At 33.9% G+C, this 19,322-nt stretch carries 17 protein-coding genes; 7 read left to right on the top strand and 10 right to left on the bottom strand.

What is annotated here, in order from left to right; all coding sequences use genetic code 11:
• Window positions 1-59: 59 nt before the first annotated feature.
• From ACNQGB_RS00940 to ACNQGB_RS00930, 3 genes are all read right to left on the bottom strand, one after another.
• Complete coding sequence (locus ACNQGB_RS00940) at window positions 60-320, bottom strand: hypothetical protein (protein ID WP_417943481.1); 261 nt, start codon at window positions 318-320, stop codon at window positions 60-62.
• Window positions 321-476: 156 nt separating this feature from the next.
• The gene (locus ACNQGB_RS00935; protein ID WP_417943482.1) at window positions 477-1,547 is read right to left on the bottom strand and encodes a type I restriction endonuclease; all 1,071 of its coding nucleotides are present in this window, start codon (window positions 1,545-1,547) and stop codon (window positions 477-479) included.
• A gap of 235 nt (window positions 1,548-1,782) precedes the next feature.
• Entirely contained in the window at window positions 1,783-3,492 is a 1,710-nt protein-coding gene (locus ACNQGB_RS00930) for a hypothetical protein (protein WP_417943483.1), read from the bottom strand.
• Window positions 3,493-3,587: 95 nt separating this feature from the next.
• Here ACNQGB_RS00930 and ACNQGB_RS00925 point away from each other — a divergent pair, with 95 nt between their 5' ends.
• From ACNQGB_RS00925 to clpX, 4 genes are all read left to right on the top strand, one after another.
• Window positions 3,588-3,893 (top strand): hypothetical protein, encoded by a 306-nt coding sequence (locus ACNQGB_RS00925; RefSeq protein WP_417943484.1) that lies wholly within the window; start codon window positions 3,588-3,590, stop codon window positions 3,891-3,893.
• A gap of 50 nt (window positions 3,894-3,943) precedes the next feature.
• Entirely contained in the window at window positions 3,944-5,269 is a 1,326-nt protein-coding gene (locus ACNQGB_RS00920; protein WP_417943485.1) for a trigger factor, read from the top strand.
• A 408-nt stretch (window positions 5,270-5,677) separates the two neighbouring features.
• Window positions 5,678-6,352 (top strand): ATP-dependent Clp endopeptidase proteolytic subunit ClpP, encoded by a 675-nt coding sequence (gene clpP, locus ACNQGB_RS00915; protein WP_417943486.1) that lies wholly within the window; start codon window positions 5,678-5,680, stop codon window positions 6,350-6,352.
• A gap of 87 nt (window positions 6,353-6,439) precedes the next feature.
• Window positions 6,440-7,672, top strand: coding sequence for an ATP-dependent Clp protease ATP-binding subunit ClpX (gene clpX, locus ACNQGB_RS00910; protein WP_417943487.1), 1,233 nt, complete (start codon window positions 6,440-6,442; stop codon window positions 7,670-7,672).
• A gap of 160 nt (window positions 7,673-7,832) precedes the next feature.
• Here clpX and ACNQGB_RS00905 read toward each other — a convergent pair whose 3' ends face one another.
• Together ACNQGB_RS00905 and ACNQGB_RS00900 are read right to left on the bottom strand one after the other, a co-directional pair.
• Window positions 7,833-8,102 (bottom strand): Txe/YoeB family addiction module toxin, encoded by a 270-nt coding sequence (locus tag ACNQGB_RS00905; RefSeq protein ID WP_417943488.1) that lies wholly within the window; start codon window positions 8,100-8,102, stop codon window positions 7,833-7,835.
• Window positions 8,099-8,353, bottom strand: a complete 255-nt coding sequence (locus ACNQGB_RS00900) for a prevent-host-death protein (RefSeq protein ID WP_417943489.1) — start codon at window positions 8,351-8,353, stop codon at window positions 8,099-8,101. The genes ACNQGB_RS00905 and ACNQGB_RS00900 overlap by 4 nt, the downstream gene beginning before the upstream one ends.
• Before the next feature lie 387 nt (window positions 8,354-8,740).
• On the opposite strand from ACNQGB_RS00900, the gene serB reads away from it, so the two are divergent.
• Window positions 8,741-9,973, top strand: a complete 1,233-nt coding sequence (gene serB / locus ACNQGB_RS00895) for a phosphoserine phosphatase SerB (protein WP_417943490.1) — start codon at window positions 8,741-8,743, stop codon at window positions 9,971-9,973.
• A 64-nt stretch (window positions 9,974-10,037) separates the two neighbouring features.
• Here the strand turns inward: serB and ACNQGB_RS00890 are convergent, their stop codons facing one another.
• Window positions 10,038-10,187: a hypothetical protein gene (locus tag ACNQGB_RS00890; RefSeq protein WP_417943491.1), complete on the bottom strand. Its 150-nt coding sequence runs from the start codon at window positions 10,185-10,187 to the stop codon at window positions 10,038-10,040.
• An 11-nt stretch (window positions 10,188-10,198) separates the two neighbouring features.
• Window positions 10,199-11,722 carry a GH3 auxin-responsive promoter family protein gene (locus tag ACNQGB_RS00885; protein ID WP_417943492.1) on the bottom strand — a complete coding sequence of 508 codons (1,524 nt, stop codon included), beginning with the start codon at window positions 11,720-11,722 and terminating at the stop codon, window positions 10,199-10,201.
• Window positions 11,723-11,817: 95 nt separating this feature from the next.
• On the opposite strand from ACNQGB_RS00885, the gene ACNQGB_RS00880 reads away from it, so the two are divergent.
• Window positions 11,818-12,612, top strand: a complete 795-nt coding sequence (locus ACNQGB_RS00880) for a DUF2797 domain-containing protein (RefSeq protein WP_417943493.1) — start codon at window positions 11,818-11,820, stop codon at window positions 12,610-12,612.
• Between the two features lie 188 nt (window positions 12,613-12,800).
• Here the strand turns inward: ACNQGB_RS00880 and ACNQGB_RS00875 are convergent, their stop codons facing one another.
• Together ACNQGB_RS00875 and sppA are read right to left on the bottom strand one after the other, a co-directional pair.
• Window positions 12,801-15,422: an AsmA-like C-terminal region-containing protein gene (locus ACNQGB_RS00875; RefSeq protein ID WP_417943494.1), complete on the bottom strand. Its 2,622-nt coding sequence runs from the start codon at window positions 15,420-15,422 to the stop codon at window positions 12,801-12,803.
• Window positions 15,423-15,600: 178 nt separating this feature from the next.
• Window positions 15,601-17,361: a signal peptide peptidase SppA gene (gene sppA / locus ACNQGB_RS00870; RefSeq protein ID WP_417943495.1), complete on the bottom strand. Its 1,761-nt coding sequence runs from the start codon at window positions 17,359-17,361 to the stop codon at window positions 15,601-15,603.
• A gap of 138 nt (window positions 17,362-17,499) precedes the next feature.
• On the opposite strand from sppA, the gene folK reads away from it, so the two are divergent.
• The gene (gene folK, locus ACNQGB_RS00865) at window positions 17,500-18,633 is read left to right on the top strand and encodes a 2-amino-4-hydroxy-6-hydroxymethyldihydropteridine diphosphokinase (RefSeq protein ID WP_417943496.1); all 1,134 of its coding nucleotides are present in this window, start codon (window positions 17,500-17,502) and stop codon (window positions 18,631-18,633) included.
• Window positions 18,634-18,754: 121 nt separating this feature from the next.
• Here the strand turns inward: folK and ACNQGB_RS00860 are convergent, their stop codons facing one another.
• The gene (locus ACNQGB_RS00860; RefSeq protein WP_417943497.1) at window positions 18,755-19,285 is read right to left on the bottom strand and encodes an RNA methyltransferase; all 531 of its coding nucleotides are present in this window, start codon (window positions 19,283-19,285) and stop codon (window positions 18,755-18,757) included.
• Between the last annotated feature and the right edge of the window lie 37 nt (window positions 19,286-19,322).

Raw genomic sequence — 19,322 nt, 5'->3', positions numbered from 1 at the left:
CAATTGGGTTTTGAGCTTCACCGCTAGCGCGAGCGTCCCGATCGTGCCCATACTTCTTTCTATTTAGTTTGTTTTAATGCTACTTTTCGGTTGTCAATAAATAATCTACAGCTTACAGAAAAGAAACCTGAAATATTGGTTTTGATATTCAGCTTTTCTCCTTTATTGTTAATTAGATTACCGGTCATATTACTGGGTGTGATAAAACTTAATTGTTCATCTTGCAATTCATTATTTACATAAAGTTTTTCACCACTAAACCAATTATTGGTTATTTTAATTTCGGTTTCTTCGTATTTTGCAATCCATTCACTTTTCATTATCTAATAATTTTTTAATTAATATTTTTTGTCTGCTTTTGTTGGGTCGCTGCTAGCACGGGCGTCCCGCTCGTGTCACTTATGAAATTTGTTCTTTTTTTTAACTCTTGTTTATGGTCACGAGCGGGATGCTAGCGCTAGCGGGGGTTTTGCATTTTATTCGTAGTTTTTTATTGTTGCCAATAATTCAGCTTTATAATTATAAAGTTCGTCTATAGAAGATATTTGTTTTTTCTCTCCATTATCTTTTCCATTATTGAATAGCTCAATGTATTTATTTGATGAATTAAAATGCAAACGACAAATAGGTTTTCGATTATTATCATCTAATAAAATTCCAAAATACGATTGTGTATCTCGAAATGCAATTCTTGAAGCTGGCAAAATTTCTCTTAAGATTGCTTTGATTATTTGAGAACCTTCAATTTCTTCTTCTGTTGTTATGAATTTTGGCGTTTCGATATTTTCGTCAATTGCTGTAATTTTTTCAGCAGTTTTTGATGGAACAGTTTCAGTTATATTTAAAGCATTTTTCAATCTAAAGTTTATTGATTCATTAATGGAATTGGAAAATGCTTTTTTAGTATATTCTTTGAACGTTGCTAATCTTGGAGCTGTTAAAGGTTTATTGAAAAATTTATTTACTAAAAGCTTAACTATTTCGTCTGAAGGTTCTTGTATTTCCTTTTCAAATTCATTTCTAATTGCTTTTATATATTTTAATCCTTCTGCTGAATCTAAAATTTCTTCAAGATTATACCCTTTTTTAGAAAAATTTTCTAAAATTTTTAAGCTTGTATCTTTTAAGTTTGAAATGTCTAAAGTAAAAAATGGCTTTTCATCCATTATATTTGGTTTCTCTAAATCTGCGTAAAAATTATAAATATGTCCGTTTGTTAAAACTCCAAAACGTGATTTTGAAACGTGATAATATCTATGAAGTTGGGAATTATGTGCATCAACATTTTCTTTCCAGTTTTTACATTCAATTATTAAAATTGGTTCTCCATCTCGTTTAATTACATAATCTATTTTCTCTCCTTTTTTAGTTCCAATGTCACAAACAAATTCAGGAATTACCTCTGTGGGATTAAAAATATCGTAGCCAAGAATTTGAATAAAAGGCATTACAAAAGCATTTTTTGTAGCTTCTTCGGTATTTATTTGGTCTTTTAACGAATCAACTCTTTCATGTAATTGTTGCAATTTTAATTTTAAATCTTCCATTGGTTTTGGTGTTTTTGTTTTGAATTTATATTTTTTCAGCAATATTTTTGTTTTGGTTATCACGAACATCTCCTTCCTATAAGAATTTTGGCATTAAATTAAGTCCTGTTTTCGGATTTGCCAAATCTTCCAAATACAAAACCAACTTTCCATTAAGCCAATTGCCCAAATCCGTTGTAGTAGCTCTTACCTGATGTGCTTTTATTTAATTCGTTTTCTCAATTTTGACTACTCATTATTTTAAGGCGACAGTAATTGATTTTAAGCCTTTATATAATTTTATTGTAAGTTGTTTTATTTTATTTTCATTACTCAAATTATTAAGTTTATATTTTTCTAAACTTTGTTCAAATTTCTCTCCTTTTCTATGAGCTGAGCCAGTTGAGCGTATTGATTGAATTGCCTGTAAAGCCTCAATTGTCAAATTTATATTATCCCTTTCAATACCGATTGCTTCGAGTGTTACATAAAGCAAAGAAATAGAGCCTTTTATTTCTTTATTGTCAATTTTTTTACTCGATATTTTTTCTAATAATTTTACGTTTAGTGAGTCGCAAAATATTTTTGCTAAAATTTGAATTTGTTCGTCAAATTCCTTCCATTCTGGTGTTAATGGAATCCTTAATATCTTTAAATAATGGTTATCATTTTTTGTAAGTTCTAAAAACAGTACTTCTGAAAATTTCTCTTTGATAGATGTATTTAGTTCTTCATATTCATTCATAAGATGAGAAATCGGAGATTGGTCTACTGTTGGTGATGAAAATTTTGCCTCAAAATCTCTTTCAAATCTATGACTGGAAATTGTTCCTCTTGGAGGAACATTATATTGTTTCCAATGTAATTGTTCGTTTTTAGGCAAACTACCTAAATCTCCAAGCCAAACTTGAACTAAACCTTCTTCTGTTATATCTAGATCTATTCCCCAAAGATTTAAACAAGTAAATTTATGTGAAGAAACTGTATATTTTTTAGGTTCAGAATAATATTTTAATAATACAGATTTAGTGAAATAAATTGGAGTTAAGAAATTAGGAGCCCCGGTATCTTTAAAATAGCTACTTAAAAGTTTCTTATTACAAGAATATTCAATGTTTTCTCCATTTTCAGTAATTTCATAGATAAAGCTTTCATAATCAGTTTCAAGTTTTTTAAAACTAAATTTATCAGTTGGTTTCTCGAAAGGTTTTATGATGTCTTTACCTGAAAGCCTTGAATAACTTTTAAAATTTTCAAGAAAACTTTCATTGTAAACTTCTATGTTATATGAGCAACTATCATTTTTGAAAGAAACGTCTTTACTTTCAAATGGCATTTTTTTTTCAAACTTTCTTCTATGATCGTGAAATCTTATTAAATATGAATTAGTCAGTGCTAGATAGTTTCTCAAATATATTGTGTTAACATAAATTGCTTCAAAATCTTCTGTTTTACTTTGATGTTTTGCAATAGTGTTTACATTTCCATTTGTTTCAATAGTTTGAAATTCTTGTTTCTCTTCAACCCAAAAGGCTTGATAGTAAAGTATGAAATGTTGTATTAGTTCAAATCTACTAGGAATGTAGGAATGAAAATGTCTATAAATAACGAATGGTTTAAGAGTAAGACTTTTAATTTTATATTTTACATTCTCTTCAAAGTCCCATTCGTTATCCACATTTCCGTCAATATATGGAATTCCAAATTCGGTACTTATTTCCCAATCATTTCTTTTGAATAATTTTCTTTTGGTTTTTTCATTCGGCGGAGACGCAAAACAACTAATAGTTGTTAAATCTTCATTTTTTCTTGAATGGTCAATTTTTGCAATTAATATCCAATCGTTGTTAAGATAATCTTTTTCGTTTATCCAATTTTCAAAGGCTAAATAAGAATATCCATCGATGTCTTCTGACTCTTTTGGCTTTACAAAATCTTTAATTACTTTTGGCACTCTATTATCCATATTTGATTTTGGTTTCTTTTACAACGATTTTTTAGAGCGTATCAGGTAACTTCTACATGCCCGCTACAAAGTAGCGCTTACAAAAACAATTTCTGTTGGCTTTACCCTATTTTATTTCGTTTTATCTGTTTTCAAATATATTAAAATTTTTTCTTACAAACTGTCAAAGGCACTTCCTGTTTTTGAATCTCACGATCCGCGTGAAGGATGGCAGTGGAGCTCTTTTATGGACAGCCTTTTTTTGGCTGGCGGTAAAAAGCGGGAACGAACAGCCTGACGCACCGCAGAGAAACGCAGGTGCGGCACGCCCAAACAAACCAAATATTTTAGGTTTTTGGGGTCAGAATCATATGGAATGCGATGTAAAAGGTTCGGGTGTAAAAAACTTGGTTGGCTTGTAAAAATTTTATAATTTTGCAGACCGAAATTATAATGTAAAGTAAAGAAGAAGATGGATATCAAAAGAGTAGCAATAGACGCTGTAAACGAGACGATTGTAATGACTGTAGTTCAGATGGATTACAAAGGTCAAGTAGCAAAAAGAATAAACGAAAAAATGCCTTTGGCAACCGTAAAAGGATTCCGTAAAGGTGCTGTGCCTAAAGATCTTGTTGAAAAACAATACGGAAAAGCGATCAAACAAGAAGAAGTTCAAAAAGTAGTAGACTTGGCGCTAGAGCGTTTTGTACAATCGGAGCGTTTAAACTTGCTTGGAACTCCGCTGCTTAAAGTGAATGAAAACTTTGATTGGAGTGCTGAAGAATTGGTTTTTGAATATGAAATTGGTTTGGTTCCTAACTTCACTTTAGACTTAGAAGCTAAAAACGATATCGTGAAATATGTGGTTACTGCTGATGATAAATTAATCGACGGACAGGTAGCAAGAATCCAAAAGCAATTTGGAACTGCCATTCCTCAAGAGGTTGTTGCTGCAGATTCAGATGTAACTGGAACATTCTCTAACGAAGAAAAAGGAATTAATAACGCAACCACTATTGCTGCTGATCTTTTCAAGGACAAAGCGACTTTTGACTTGTTCATCGGTAAAAAAGTAGGTGATGTAGTGACTGTAAATACAAAAGGTTTATTTGAAGACGACCACCAATTGATGGATGTGATGAAAGTAAATCATGATGACGTTCACGGTTTAGAAGTGGATGTAAATTTCACCATCGAAGCAATCAACACTGCTGAATTGGCTGAATTGAACCAAGAATTGTTTGACAAATTGTTTGGTGCTGGAACTATTGCTACTGTAGATGAATTGAAAGCAAAAATTAAAGAAGATGCTGAATCTCAATTTGCACAGCAAGCAGACCAAAAATTATTAGGTGATGTTACTGAGTTCTTAATTGAAAGCACCAAATTTGACTTACCAGCTGAATTCCTTAAAAAATGGTTGCAAACTGTTGGTGAGAAAAAATTATCTCCTGAGGAAGCTGAGGTAGAATACGCTCGTTCTGAGAAAGGATTGCGTTTTCAATTGATCGAAGGTAGAGCTATGGCGCAGTCTGATATCAAAATCACGTTTGAAGATTTGAAAACCTTCACTACAAAAAACATCCGTCAGCAAATGGCGCAATTCGGACAAACAAATCCTACTGACGCAGAAGTACAAGGAATTGTTGCTAGAGTTTTGTCGAATCAAGACGAAGTAAAAAGACTTTCGGACCAAGTGGTCGCAGAGAAATTATTGGAATTGTTCAAAGAAAAAGCAAATCCTACAACGAAAGAAGTTACTTACGATGAATTTATTGCTGCCTCTTACGGAGAATAAATTCGAGTCGTAAAGTCAAATGTCATAAAGTCAAAAGTTGAAAAAACGGAAAACAATTTCGTTAGTTGTTTCAAATTTTAAGATTTTATTACAAATGCAAAACAATAAAAAATAAGTATATTTGAGCGTCAGAAAATTAATTTTGACGCTCTTTTATTTTTTAGTGTTTTTAGGAGCTAATCCAGCTTTTCACTACAAGTTTTTTCTTCCGTTTCTGTTTTTTAAATCCCTGCAAGAGCTTCTTTCAGTCGCTTTGCAAGAATAAAAAAACTAAAAAACGGAATTCAAAAAGCTTTCCGTTACAATCTGGGCTAAAAAATAAGACATATTGACATCATTTAGAAATAGGTATGACCTTTGCACTAAATGGAATCACAAGATATAACGTAAAACTTAGAACAAAAAAATATGAACTACGGTAAAGAATTTAAAAAATTTGCTACAAAGCACCAAGGGGTAAATGCCATGTACTACGACAAAATCGTAGCGGCAATGAACCCAACCAATATGACTCCATATATTATTGAAGAACGCCAATTGAATATTTCGCAATTAGACGTTTTTTCTAGATTAATGATGGACCGTATTATTTTTCTAGGAACTGGAATCGATGACCAAATTGCAAATATCGTTCAAGCACAATTGTTGTTCCTAGAAAGTGCAGATGCGTCTAAGGATATTCAAATTTACTTGAATTCTCCAGGAGGAAGTGTTTATGCAGGATTAGGAATTTATGATACGATGCAATACATCAAGCCAGATGTTGCTACAATTTGTACAGGAATGGCGGCTTCTATGGGAGCGGTATTGTTGTGTGCAGGAGCAGCAGGAAAACGTTCGGCTTTGCCCCATTCAAGAGTAATGATTCACCAGCCATCTGGCGGAGCGCAAGGAGTTGCAACTGATATGGAAATTAACTTGCGCGAAATGTTGAAACTGAAAGACGAGTTGTACAATATTATTTCGCACCATTCTGGACAAACTTTCGACAAAGTGCACAAAGACTCTGAGCGTGATTACTGGATGAAAGCAGATGAAGCTAAAGAATACGGAATGATTGATGAGGTTTTAAGAAGAGGATAAAAATACAGTCGAAAGTCGAGGGTCGAAAGTCAAAAGCAATGCTAGTAACTTTCGACCTTATGACTTTATGACTTTAGACTAAAAAGAATGGCGAAAGAAAAATTAGAATGTTCGTTTTGTGGTAGAAAAAAGCCAGAAACTAATTTATTAATTGCAGGAATTGATGCTCACATTTGTGATAAATGCATCGAGCAGGCACACGGAATTGTCTTGGAAGAATTAAAAACATCCGGTAGTTCAAAACTAGTGGGTGATTTGATTTTGAAAAAACCAAAAGAAATCAGAGCGTTCTTAGACCAATATGTAATTGGACAAGACCAAACTAAAAAAGTAATGTCGGTTGCGGTGTACAATCACTACAAACGTTTGATGCAACAGCAGCTAGACGATGAGGTGGAGATCGAAAAAAGCAACATCATCATGGTGGGACAAACAGGAACAGGAAAAACATTGGTGGCTAAAACCATTGCCAAAATGTTGGATGTGCCGTTAGCTATTGTTGATGCGACAGTTTTAACAGAAGCAGGTTATGTAGGAGAAGATGTCGAGAGTATTTTGACACGTTTGTTACAAGCTGCCGATTATGATGTGGCCAAAGCAGAACGCGGCATCGTATTTATTGACGAAATAGATAAAATTGCACGTAAGAGCGACAATCCGTCTATAACTCGTGATGTATCTGGCGAAGGGGTGCAACAAGCATTATTGAAATTGTTAGAAGGAACCGTTGTAAATGTGCCACCAAAAGGAGGACGCAAGCACCCGGACCAAAAATTCGTTGAAGTAAACACGCAAAATATCTTGTTTATTGCTGGTGGCGCTTTTGATGGTATCGAAAGAATCATTTCAAAAAGATTGAACCGTCAGGCAGTAGGGTATTCTACTTCTAAGAATACAGATAATATCGATAAAGACAATTTGTTGCAATACATTATCCCAAAAGACATCAAAGATTTTGGATTAATCCCTGAGATTATTGGTCGTTTGCCAGTATTGACACACATGGATCCTTTAGACAGAGCTACATTACGTTCTATTTTAACAGTGCCTAAAAATGCGTTGATCAAGCAATATGAGAAATTGTTTTTGATGGATGAAGTAACTTTTACCATCACAGACGAAGCCCTTGATTTTATTGTTGATAAAGCCTTAGAATATAAACTTGGTGCGCGTGGATTACGTTCGTTATGCGAAGCTATTTTAACGGATGCGATGTATGAATTACCAAGTTCTGACGATAAAATATTAGAAATTGATGCAGATTACGCTAAAGAAACATTGAATAAAAATTTATTGAAGCGATTGGAGATTGCGTCATAAGTAATTTGGAGGTTCAATAAATATCAAAATAAAGCTCAAAAACATCCGTTTTTGAGCTTTATTCGTTAGAGGTACCACGAGTATTCAAGATTCGATTATTGAGTTTTTCTTAACCGTTTCGTATATTTCTTTTTTTTAGCTTAGTGAGTACAGTTTCATTTTAATAATGTCCAAACGCACTCAAAACCAATACTGTTACAAATTGTTCTTGAATCCTATATACTAATCGATGTTCTCTATTTATCCTTCTCGATAGTGTTTGAACTTCGTAATATTTCAATTGTTCTACCTGACCAGTTCCTGTATAAGGATGCTCCTGAAGCTCCAAAAACAACTTTGCTAATTTCTTTAATGCAGATTTGTTTCCACTTTCTTTAAGACGTTCAATATCTTTTAAAGCTTCTTCGGAAAATTTAATTTGGTATATCATAAACCAAGCAAAGACTTGAATTCTTGCGCACTTTTAATCTCTAACACTTTACCTTCTTCGGCCTGTTTTAGAGCGCGATCAATTTTTGCATAAAATTCAGCTTCTGTAATTAAACTTTCATCCTGCATAATTGGTACTAATTTATAACTCTTATTCTTTCCTCTCTGCACAATTACCTGTTCGTTATCGTCGATCAAATCAAAATATTTTTTCTGATGATCTCTAAATTCTCTGCTACTTATGACTATCATATCTGTTTTTTTATGTGTACCAATTTGGTACAAAAATACTAAAAATAGTAGTATAATTTTCTAAATTATTAAATAAGAAGCAGATATTGACGACTACATTTTTTTAATTGAAAATCACAATTCAATTTTATAAAGCTTGGACAATAAAACATTAGAAATTGATGCAGATTACGCTAAAGAAACATATAATAAAAATTTATTGAAGGATTGGAGATTGCGTCGTAGAAATTACATATTTCTCAAAAATACGAACCTGTTCATTGATTTGAACAGGTTTTTTTAGGGGTAAATTACACTATATGTTATTGTTTGTAAAAAGGAACCTTATTTTTTTTTATCAAGGTCAAAATACCGAATTTTGTCCTTTCTAAATCAAATAAGTACAGCATGCAACTAGAAGAAAACGAGGTTATTTTATTGAAAGTTTCTGGACAAGATAAACCTGGAGTAACAGCTGGATTATCATCTATTTTAGCAAATTACGACGCCATTATTTTAGATATTGGTCAAGCAGATATTCACGACACGCTTTCTCTAGGAATTTTGTTCGAAATCAAAGCGGGATCAACCTCAGGTCCCGTTTTGAAAGATTTATTGTTCAAAGCCTATGAATTGGGCGTAAAGGTTAAGTTTAGTCCCGTTTCTATTTCAGATTATGAGATTTGGGTCAAAGGACAACGCAAACAGCGCTATTCGATTAATGTGTTAGGGGAAACATTGACTGCTGTGCAATTAGCCGCTGTGACTCAGATTTTATCCAATCAAAATTTGAATATTGATTCCATTAAGCGCCTAACAGGTCGGGTTTCTATTATCGAAAAAGAAGAATTCCCGCGCTCTTGCATCCAATTGTCGGTTACGGGAACTATCATAAATAAATCTTTTATGACGGCGAGTTTTATGGAAATTTCAAGAACCTTAGATGTGGATATTTCGTTTCAGGAGGACAATATGTACCGAAGAAACAGACGCCTGGTGTGTTTTGATATGGATTCGACTCTTATTCAAACCGAGGTCATTGATGAACTAGCAGAGTTAGCAGGTGTCGGTGTGCAAGTTCGTGCCATTACGGAAGCAGCGATGAATGGCGAAATCGATTTTAGCGAAAGCTTTAAACAACGCATGGCTTTGCTTGAAGGCTTGAGTGAAGAGGTACTGCAAACGGTTGCTGAAAATTTACCTATTACCAAAGGCGCTCATCGCTTGATGAAAGCCTTGAAATACTATGGCTATAAAACAGCGATTCTCTCTGGAGGGTTTACTTTTTTTGGAAAATACCTGCAAAAAGAACTGGGAATCGATTATCTACATGCTAATGAACTTGAGATTATCAACGGAAAATTAACGGGGAACTACTTGGGCGAAATTGTTGATGGTAAAAAGAAAGCCGAATATTTACAAGCCATTGCAGACAAGGAAGGCATTCATATCAATCAAACCATTGCGGTGGGTGATGGCGCCAATGATTTACCGATGTTGAATTTGGCAGGTTTAGGAATTGCTTTTCATGCCAAACCAACCGTAAAAGAAAAAGCCGAAAGTTCTATCTCTAGTTTAGGTCTGGACGGTGTTTTATACTTGTTAGGCTACCACGACAGGCATATCGATATGATGGAGTAGGAGTAAAATACGGCAAAAATTATAAAAAAAGGCTGTTCAAAAAAGTGATTTTTTACAGCCTTTTTTATGCTTTAACGGTAAGTATTTTTTCAGGTTTTTCTTGTGTTTGTTTTTCGGGAACTTTACAAATTCCTCTAGCGCCACAACGCATTCTATGCGGTCCGCAAGAACTTATTATAAAAAGTGTAATCAAGATATAAAAGGTATTTTTCAACTTTTCCAATTTTATACAGTTTCCAATTGCATGCTTTTCAATTGCTCTAAATAATCTCTTTGGTTGGATAATCTTGGAATTTTATGTTGCCCACCCAACTTGTCGTGGTCTTTTAACCAATCGTAAAACAAATTTTTTCGCGCTACGTTGATTATTAGCGGGTTCAATGTCATATTGTTGTAGCGTTTGGCTTCGTAATCTGAATTTAAAGATTGTATAGATTCATCTAGTGCTTTCTGGAATTGTGATACATCTGCAGGAGGATTTTTAAATTCAATCATCCATTCATGGGCACCTTTTTCTTTGCCTTCCATAAATACCGGAGCCACGGTGTAATCGACCACTTCCATTTGGGTTAGTTTACACGCTTTGGCTATAGCCTGATCGGTATTTTCGACCATTAATTCTTCGCCAAAAACATTTATGTGATGTTTGGTTCTTCCCGTTACCCGAATGCGGTACGGATTTAATGACGTGAAACGAACGGTATCACCAATCAAATAGCGCCACAAACCAGAATTAGTTGTAATTACCAAAGCATAATTGGTAAACAATTCCACATCAGCTAATCGAATAACTTTTTGTTCCAAGGTACCAAAAGTATCCATTGGGATGAACTCATAGAAAATTCCGTAGTCCAACATCAATAATAAATCACTGGAATAATTTAAATCTTGTATGGCAAAAAAACCTTCAGAGGCATTGTATATTTCGTAGTATTTAAAATCTTTTTTAGGTAGTATTTTTTTATATTGTTCACGGTACGGCTCAAAATTCACACCACCATGAAAGTACACTTCAAGATTGGGCCAAAGGTCAAATAAATTCCCTTTTCCTGTTTCTTCTAGCATTTTATTCATTAGGACCAACATCCAGGAGGGTACACCGGCAAAACTGGTTACATTTTCATTTTTAGTTTCGTTGATAATGGCTGCAATTTTGGTTTCCCATTCGCTCATCAAAGAAATTTTATTGCTAGGCGTACTGCTAAACTCCGCCCAAATAGGCATGTTTTCAATCAAGATTGCGGATAAATCGCCAAAAAACGTATTGTTGTCTTCATAGATTTGGGAACTTCCCCCAAGACGCAAGCTTTTACCCAGAAATAGTTCTGATTCCTCGTTATTGTTCAAATACAAACACAATAAATCCTTGCTGCCTTTGTAGTGACAATCCTCTAATGCTTCATTGCTTACGGGGATAAATTTACTTTTGGCATTGGTCGTTCCGCTAGATTTGGCAAACCATTTTATGGGAGTGTCCCAAAAAACATTTTGCTCTCCGGTGCGGGTACGCTCTATTAATGGTTGTAATTCTTCGTAGGTTGAAATAGGGATCCTTTCTGCAAAAGTTGCATAGGAATGTATAGATGCATAATCATACTCTTTGCCTAAAGCAGTATTTTTAGACGACTGAATTAAATCCAAAAGCAATTCTTCCTGAACCTCATTTGGATATTTCAAGAAAAGTTCGATCTGATGAATTCTTTGTTTGAGAACCCATGAAGCAAACGAATTGATTATGGTTAGTGGCATTTTTAAATTATGAATTATGAATTACGAATGATAACTTTACCAAAAATAACAAAATTTGTTTAACAACTTGTGTAAAACCCGAAACTTTAAAGCGCATGACTTACGAAGGTGTACTCAAAAAAATGCAAACTGAATTTGGAAATCCAATTCAATATTATTTAGTTTTCGAAAATAGTTTTTTAAATGTAAATCAATTATTGAACAAGAGCCTAGAAATTAGTCTTGTAGGCTTTCAATGCTTGAATTGCTCCAAAAAGAAAAAAATATTCCGTCAAGGATTTTGTTACGATTGTTTTTATTCCAGTCCTGCAGTGGGTGACTGGATTATGAAACCAGAGTTGAGTACGGCACATCTTGGTATACAGGATCGGGATTTAGCATACGAAGGAAAAGTACAATTGCAACCGCATATTGTCTATTTAGCTTTGTCAAGCGAAGTCAAAGTGGGCGTGACCCGTAAAACACAAGTGCCAACGCGATGGATTGATCAAGGTGCGAACCAAGCCATTTCTATTGTGGAAGTTCCCAATCGCTACTTAGCAGGAATTACCGAGGTGGCGCTGAAAAACCATTATGCAGATAAAACCAACTGGCGTAAAATGCTAACAAACAATGTGGAGCACATTGACTTGGTAGCGGAGCGATTAAAAGTAGAAAACTTAATCCCAACAGAAGTTCAAGAATACTTTTATTCGCAAAAAAATGATTTGTACGAGATGCATTATCCTGTTCTGGAATATCCCACCAAAGTAAACAGTTTAAGTTTAGATAAAACACCTCATTTTCAGGGAAAACTTACCGGAATAAAAGGGCAATATTTACTTTTTGAAGATGGAAGCGTTTTCAATATTCGGGGTTCCGAAGGGTATGTAGTTACAATTAATGTGTAAGAAACACAGGTTTTTTAACCATTAAGGAATTAAGTTTCATTAAGATTTAGAGCTTAATGAAACTTAATTCCTTAATGGTAAAATCTCAAAATCAAATAGTTTCGTTGTTTAGATTCAAGTATAAAATTCAATAAAAAAGCAGGAATCTCACCTGGTGAAATTCCTCTTTTTTGCTTCATAAAGCGGTCTTAATTTACTTTTGTAGTATCTACTGCTTTCTTTTTCTTTTTAAATAAACCGTTAAGTAAATCCGTTGCTTTTGCTTTCACTTCTTCTTTCGTTGCTGGAACAACAGGAGTTACTGTCTTTGTAGTGTCACCAGGTTTCTTGTTTTTATTGATGTAATCCGTCAAGGCTGATGTTCCTTGCTTCACCAATCGGTCTTTTTGTTGGTTGACCAACTGAGTTGTCAATTTGGTAACTGCACTATTAATATCAGTTGTTATTTTTGGATTGGTAAAATTACCCAATAGCGTTGCAGTTATGGGAAAGCTTTCTAGTTTAGCAGCATCAGCAGCAGAAAGTTTTGCAATTAACGCATTGGCCTCCGAGCCTAGATATTTTGCTGGAACATCAAATTTTAAATTGTAATTCATGCTTTGGTCAAAACCATGCGTTCCACCAATTGTTGCTTTGATGTCTTTGTACTTGATATCAAATGGTTTTACATTTACTTTTCCATCCTTGAAGATGATCGCAGCTTTTACGTCATTCAAATTAATTTTGCTTACATCTATAAATTTCAGGTTAGAACCTAAAGCCGTCAATAACGTCGAATTACTAGAATTTACTGTCGTAGAAAGCAACTGACCTAGTAAATCTCCCGTAAGTGTTTTTAAGTCTGGAGTAAATTCAGTGGCATCCAAATTTCCATTGAGTTTAATGTTTGAATTCAACCTTCCGTTTATAATTCCTGCAATTGGTGCAATTTTTTTCAACATATCCAGTTGGGTAAACGATTGCGCAATATCGACTTGATTCAGTTTCAAATCCATATTAAAAACGGGTGTTTTACCTTTAGTCGAAACCGCTCCGTTTACCCCAATTGTTCCCCCAAAAATAGATGTTTTTACATTTTCTAAGGTTACTTTTTCGTCTTTCACGATTAGTTTTCCAGAGACGTCTTTCAGGGTTAAATTGTCGTACAAAACGGTAGTGGCATTTGCTATTAGCGTACAATTTAAGAAAGCAGGGATTTTCATTGCTTCTGGTTTTTTAGCAGCAGCTGTTGCGGATTTTTTGTCCTCTCCAGTTGTCATAAAATCATCAACGGCTAATTGCTTGGAGTTCATCCTGAAGTTTCCTTTCAATTCCTGATTTCTAAAAATAAATCCATAAAAATTTTCTAAAACTCCAGTCACGCTAATATCACTTTTTCCAGTAGTGGCATTTAATTGTTGTAAGTCGACTTGACTAGGATTAAACTGCACTACAGCAGTGCTAATGTTCATTGTTTTTCCATTTTCATCGGCATACTGGAAGCCTGATAAACTCATGGTTCCCGCATTATTGATGTTTTCGTACTGACTTTTCTCAACCGATTGCATGTCGAATTTAGTCGTAACATCGGCCTTTAAAATTCCAGACAAGGGCTTTTCTAACTTTATAGGATACGCTTTTGAGAGATTCGCTAAATTGATTGTGCCTTTTAAAGCGGCATCAACAATAGCGTTTTGTGTGATGTTTCTAATGTTGGCTTTGGCATTAAAAACATCTTGATCAATCTGAAAAGAAAGTTTTTCCAAATTGACATACGTATCATTAAGGATCCCTGTTTCATTGATGATTTTAGTGTCAATAACAATATTTTCAACGGTTTTAGGTAAGTTAGGATATTTAAAAGAAGCGTTATTGGATGCGATTTCAATATTAAATTTCGGAACCGTTGTATCTGAATATAGGCCTTTTGCAAAACCCATTACAGTAAAATCTCCGGTTGTTTTCACATTGTCTAAACTCGAGGCATACGCTGCAGGAATTATTCCTAAGAAATTTTTGAAAGAGGAAGTAGGCGTTTTAAATTTCAAATCATATTGCTGACCCGTTTCTACCATTTGAATAAAACCATCAAATTCTAACGGCAATTGATTGATTAATGCTTTGTTTTCTTTGAACGTGTATTTACTAGTGTTTAAATCAATTCCTAAAACCGCATCTAGCGTTAATGCTACATTTTTCATATAATTGACTTTGTCCATGTCGAGCGAAACTTTTGCAGTCGACTTGGTAACTAAATCTAATTTTTGCGCTGCAAAATCTCCAGTACCTGAGTGGTTTAAACTATCGATTACCATTTTTATTTTTGAACTTTCGTCAAAATAACGAAACTTGAAATTCTCGATTTCATACTCTTGAATTTTCAATGATAACGGACTGCTTTTGCTACCCGCTGTAGTTTTTTCATCCTTCAAAGCAATATCATAATTCCCAACACCATTTTTATTAAAGATGATGTTGATTAATCCATTTTTAGATGTGATTCCGTCAATTGCAATCGCTTCTTCTTTGCCTTTAAAAAGCTCTTTAATTGACATTTTTAAATTCAGTTCGCCCAATGAAATCAATGTGTCACCTTCAAAAGGAGCCTTGTTTATAATCACTAATTTTTCTAAAGTTACATTTGCATTTGGGAAATTTTTAAACAAACTTAAATCAGCCTCTGCAAAGGAAACCTTTGCATCTACCTTGGCATTTATAGCCTCGGCAATTTTTGCTTTTATTTGGTCCTGAAAAATATAGGGCGCAGCAAATAAAGTAATGATTAAAAGAAGAATAAAAACTCCAATAATTTTAAAAATTTTCTTTAGCATAATTTTTTTCTTTTGATGTATAAATGTAGTGAAAAAAGAGCGTCTTGGAGATAAAATAGCCGTTTATGGTTTGATACCCTCATACTCTTAACTCAAGAGAATACAGAACTATTGTATTTTGCAAAAAAAAATCCGTTCAAGCAAGTGCTTCAACGGATGTTTAATGGGTACTTATTTTTTAATGTATGTTTATTTCAAAAGGCATGATGGCTTGAACACCTTTTCGAGTTTGTAATTTTTTTATCTCTTGTAGAATACGGTAATTTTCTATCCCAATTTCTTCTTTTATGAAATCAGCTTTAGATTTTGCAAAAGGGAAATTAGCCAAAAGGTCATTAAAATTTTTCTCATATTCCGGATAATTTTGAGTGCTGTAATTTTTAATTTTTGCTAAAGAGGCCGCTTTTGCAATAGCATCATCTAATCCACCTATTTTGTCCACAAGTCCTATTTTTAATGCCTCAGAACCTGTCCAAACTCTACCTTGTGCAATCGCGTCTACTTGCGCAAAAGTCATTTTACGACCCTCAGCTACATGGGTTACAAATGTTTTGTAAATATGTTCTACTCCTTCTAAGGTAACAGCTTTGAAATTTTCATCTATGGAAACAAACGGACTATAGTTAGCGGCATTCTGGTGTGTTTCTACTTGCTCGGTGTTAATACCAATTTTAGTTGCTAGCGGTGTAAAATTTGGTAATATTCCAAAAACACCTATTGATCCTGTAATTGTGTTTGCCTCGGCAAAAATTGTATTGGCATTACAAGCGATGTAATAGCCACCAGATGCTGCGTAGTTACCCATAGAAACGACAATTGGTTTCGTTTTTTTAGTCAATTCTATCTCTCTCCAAATCAAATCAGATGTCAAAGCGCTTCCTCCTGGACTATCAATACGGAGGACAATGGCTTTAACATTTTTATTTTTTCGAGCCTCTTGCAACGAGCGACGCATGGAACCTTCACCAATAACAGTTACATCACCTTCGCCGCCCATGATTTCTCCTTGGGCATATATGATAGCAATTTCATCTGTACTGTCAAATGATTGGGAAGTAGTAGCAACTTTTTGAGCATAATCTACAACAGATACTTTGTTGTACTCTTCGTCATTTTTTACTTTAAGTGCTTTTCTGATAGCATTGTGATACACATCTTCATAAGCAACTATGTCAACTAATTTTTGAGCTTTTGCCATTTCAGGAGTTCGAGCAAGGAGTCCATTAGCAATTTCGTTCAATTTAGCAACAGATATATTTCTGCTTTTTGCAATATCAGCAGTGATGGAATTCCAAACAGAATTTAACAATGCTGTAGTCTGTTCTCTATTGGCATCGCTCATTTTATTTTCTAAAAAAGGCTCTACAGCACTTTTGTACTTTCCGTGGCGAATGACTTCCATTTTTAATCCTGATTTTTCTTGAAAATCTTTAAAGAACATAATTTCAGTAGACAATCCCTTAAAATCCATCTCTCCAACTGGATTGATGTAAATAGGACTAGCAACAGAATTTAAATAATATTCTTTTTGTGAATACGAATTGGCATACGCCATGACGAATTTTCCTGATTTTTTAAAACTTTCCAAAGCATCGCGTAAGGCTTTACTTTGTGCCATTCCCAGTGCGGATGTATTGTTTAAAATAGAAATTCCTTTGATGTCATCATCTGTTTTTGCATTTTCAATCGCATTTATAATATCAATTAAACCTACATTTTTGTTTTCTGAAAACATAGTTACAAATGGGTCAGTAAATTTCCCTGCGTAATCATTTTGAATGTCTTCTAAGTTTAATTCAATTACAGAATTGTTTTTTACCACTACACCCTCAGACTCACCACCAAAAATAGCTCCGATCAATAGTATTCCAAAAAAGGACAGCATGAAAAAAACAAAAATACCTACAATGGTTGCCAATACATTTCCTAAAAATCTCATAATTATATTTTTTTAATAAGTCGTAAAAACGAATAAAATGTTACAAATTAAAACATGGAAAAACCAAGTTTAATTATCTATTTCTGATGCAAATATATTGCTAATTCTAAAATTCTTTTAGTTAATTTGTACCCAATTATGAAATCACAACATCAGGTCATTTTATCTATAGGCAGTAATCTAGGCAATCGTTTAGGAAATATCGAGCGTTCCTTAGAATTGATTCACCAGGAGGTGGGTACTATAATAAAAGTTTCTAGATTGTACGAAACGCCTGCTTGGGGTTTTGAAAGTGATGCTTTTTACAATTGTGCGCTGGTTTTGCATACTTTCTCATCGGCACAAAAAGTGTTAAGTCAAGTTTTAAAAATCGAAAAGCGATTGGGTCGCTTGCGAAATAAAGTACAAGAATACCAATCGCGTACCATTGATATTGATTTGATAGCTTTCGATTCAGAAATTATTACTACCGAAAAACTGGAGATTCCGCATCCATTAATGCAAAACAGAAATTTTGTTTTGTTACCCATTCAAGATTTAAATGTAGATTGGAAACATCCCATTCTTCAAAAAAACATTGCAGAATTAATTTTGCTTTCTCCAGATCAAAGCGTTTGTACGATTGTTCAAGATTTGGAAAGTCCTTTGCAAAAGATAATGTTAGAGCAATTCAATTATGTTGCTTTCGAAGGGAATATCGGAGCCGGCAAGACCACTTTGGCGACAAAAATTTCTGAGGATTTTAATGCAAAAACGGTATTGGAACGTTTTGCGGACAATCCTTTTTTACCTAAATTTTATAAAGATCAAAACCGATACGCTTTCCCGCTTGAAATGTCATTTTTGGCGGACAGATACCAACAATTATCAGATGATTTAGCGCAATTTGATTTGTTTAAAGATTTTTTAGTGGCGGATTATCATATTTTTAAATCTTTGATTTTTGCCAAAATAACTTTGGCGGAAGACGAATATCGTTTGTATCGAAATCTTTTTGATATCATTTACAGAGAAATGCCAAAACCGGATTTGTATATTTATTTGTATCAAAATTCAGAGCGTTTGCTGCAAAACATTAAAAAACGAGGCAGAAGCTACGAGCAAAAAATCCCTGCTGAATATTTAGATAAAATCAATAGCGGTTATCTGGATTATATTAAATCTCAAACTGATTTGAATGTGTTAATTATAGATGTTTCGGACCGCGATTTTGTAAAAAACCAAGAAGATTATCTTTTTATTTTAGATGCAATTCAAAAAAAAATAGAGTAGTTTATTGAACGCTCCAGTTTTTATAACCTAGTATTTTTTAAGTAAAAAAATCAGATAATGGTAGTGAGAATTAGAGAATGACTGCATTTTTTCTCTTCCAATACGCTAAGAAGTCTAAAATCTAATTATTAAATTGTTTAAACAAATCCCAAACCACGATTCCTGCACTCACAGCTATGTTCAAAGAATGCTTAGTGCCTAATTGAGGAATTTCAATACAACCATCGCATAACGCAACTGCTTCTTGTGAAACACCATGAACTTCGTTTCCAAAAACCAAAGCATATTTTTTTCCTTTTTGAATTTCAAAATTTTGAAGAAAAATAGCACTTTCTACCTGCTCAATGGCAAGTGTCATGACATCATCAGCCTTTAATTTTTCAATAACAGTAATAACATTTTCATAATGTTCCCATACAACAGTTTCTGTCGCGCCAAGAGCTGTTTTGTGAATTTCTTTATTTGGAGGAGTGGCAGTAATACCACATAAGTATATTTTTTCAATTAGAAAAGCGTCGGCAGTTCTAAAAACAGAGCCAATATTATGCAAACTCCGGATGTCATCTAGCACTAAAATCAGCGGTGTTTTTTTAGCTTGTTTAAAGTCTTCGATGGATTTTCGTTCTAGTTCGCTGTTTTCTAGCTTTCTCATATGTTGTAATTATTCAAAAAAAAAGCTTCCGAAGTTA

It is taken from the genome of Flavobacterium frigidum, from assembly GCF_048286795.2.
Note: the sequence above shows the minus strand (reverse complement) of the source record. Positions and strands in the feature narration are given on the sequence as shown.

Coding starts and splice junctions, on each gene's coding strand:
- folK (WP_417943496.1), top strand. CDS start 17,500: ATGAAATCACAACATCAGGTCATTTTATCTATAGGCAGTAATCTAGGC.
- ACNQGB_RS00875 (WP_417943494.1), bottom strand. CDS start 15,422: ATGCTAAAGAAAATTTTTAAAATTATTGGAGTTTTTATTCTTCTTTTA.
- ACNQGB_RS00920 (WP_417943485.1), top strand. CDS start 3,944: ATGGATATCAAAAGAGTAGCAATAGACGCTGTAAACGAGACGATTGTA.
- ACNQGB_RS00930 (WP_417943483.1), bottom strand. CDS start 3,492: ATGGATAATAGAGTGCCAAAAGTAATTAAAGATTTTGTAAAGCCAAAA.
- sppA (WP_417943495.1), bottom strand. CDS start 17,361: ATGAGATTTTTAGGAAATGTATTGGCAACCATTGTAGGTATTTTTGTT.
- ACNQGB_RS00860 (WP_417943497.1), bottom strand. CDS start 19,285: ATGAGAAAGCTAGAAAACAGCGAACTAGAACGAAAATCCATCGAAGAC.
- ACNQGB_RS00905 (WP_417943488.1), bottom strand. CDS start 8,102: ATGATATACCAAATTAAATTTTCCGAAGAAGCTTTAAAAGATATTGAA.
- ACNQGB_RS00940 (WP_417943481.1), bottom strand. CDS start 320: ATGAAAAGTGAATGGATTGCAAAATACGAAGAAACCGAAATTAAAATA.
- clpP (WP_417943486.1), top strand. CDS start 5,678: ATGAACTACGGTAAAGAATTTAAAAAATTTGCTACAAAGCACCAAGGG.
- ACNQGB_RS00885 (WP_417943492.1), bottom strand. CDS start 11,722: ATGCCACTAACCATAATCAATTCGTTTGCTTCATGGGTTCTCAAACAA.
- clpX (WP_417943487.1), top strand. CDS start 6,440: ATGGCGAAAGAAAAATTAGAATGTTCGTTTTGTGGTAGAAAAAAGCCA.
- ACNQGB_RS00900 (WP_417943489.1), bottom strand. CDS start 8,353: ATGATAGTCATAAGTAGCAGAGAATTTAGAGATCATCAGAAAAAATAT.
- ACNQGB_RS00880 (WP_417943493.1), top strand. CDS start 11,818: ATGACTTACGAAGGTGTACTCAAAAAAATGCAAACTGAATTTGGAAAT.
- ACNQGB_RS00935 (WP_417943482.1), bottom strand. CDS start 1,547: ATGGAAGATTTAAAATTAAAATTGCAACAATTACATGAAAGAGTTGAT.
- serB (WP_417943490.1), top strand. CDS start 8,741: ATGCAACTAGAAGAAAACGAGGTTATTTTATTGAAAGTTTCTGGACAA.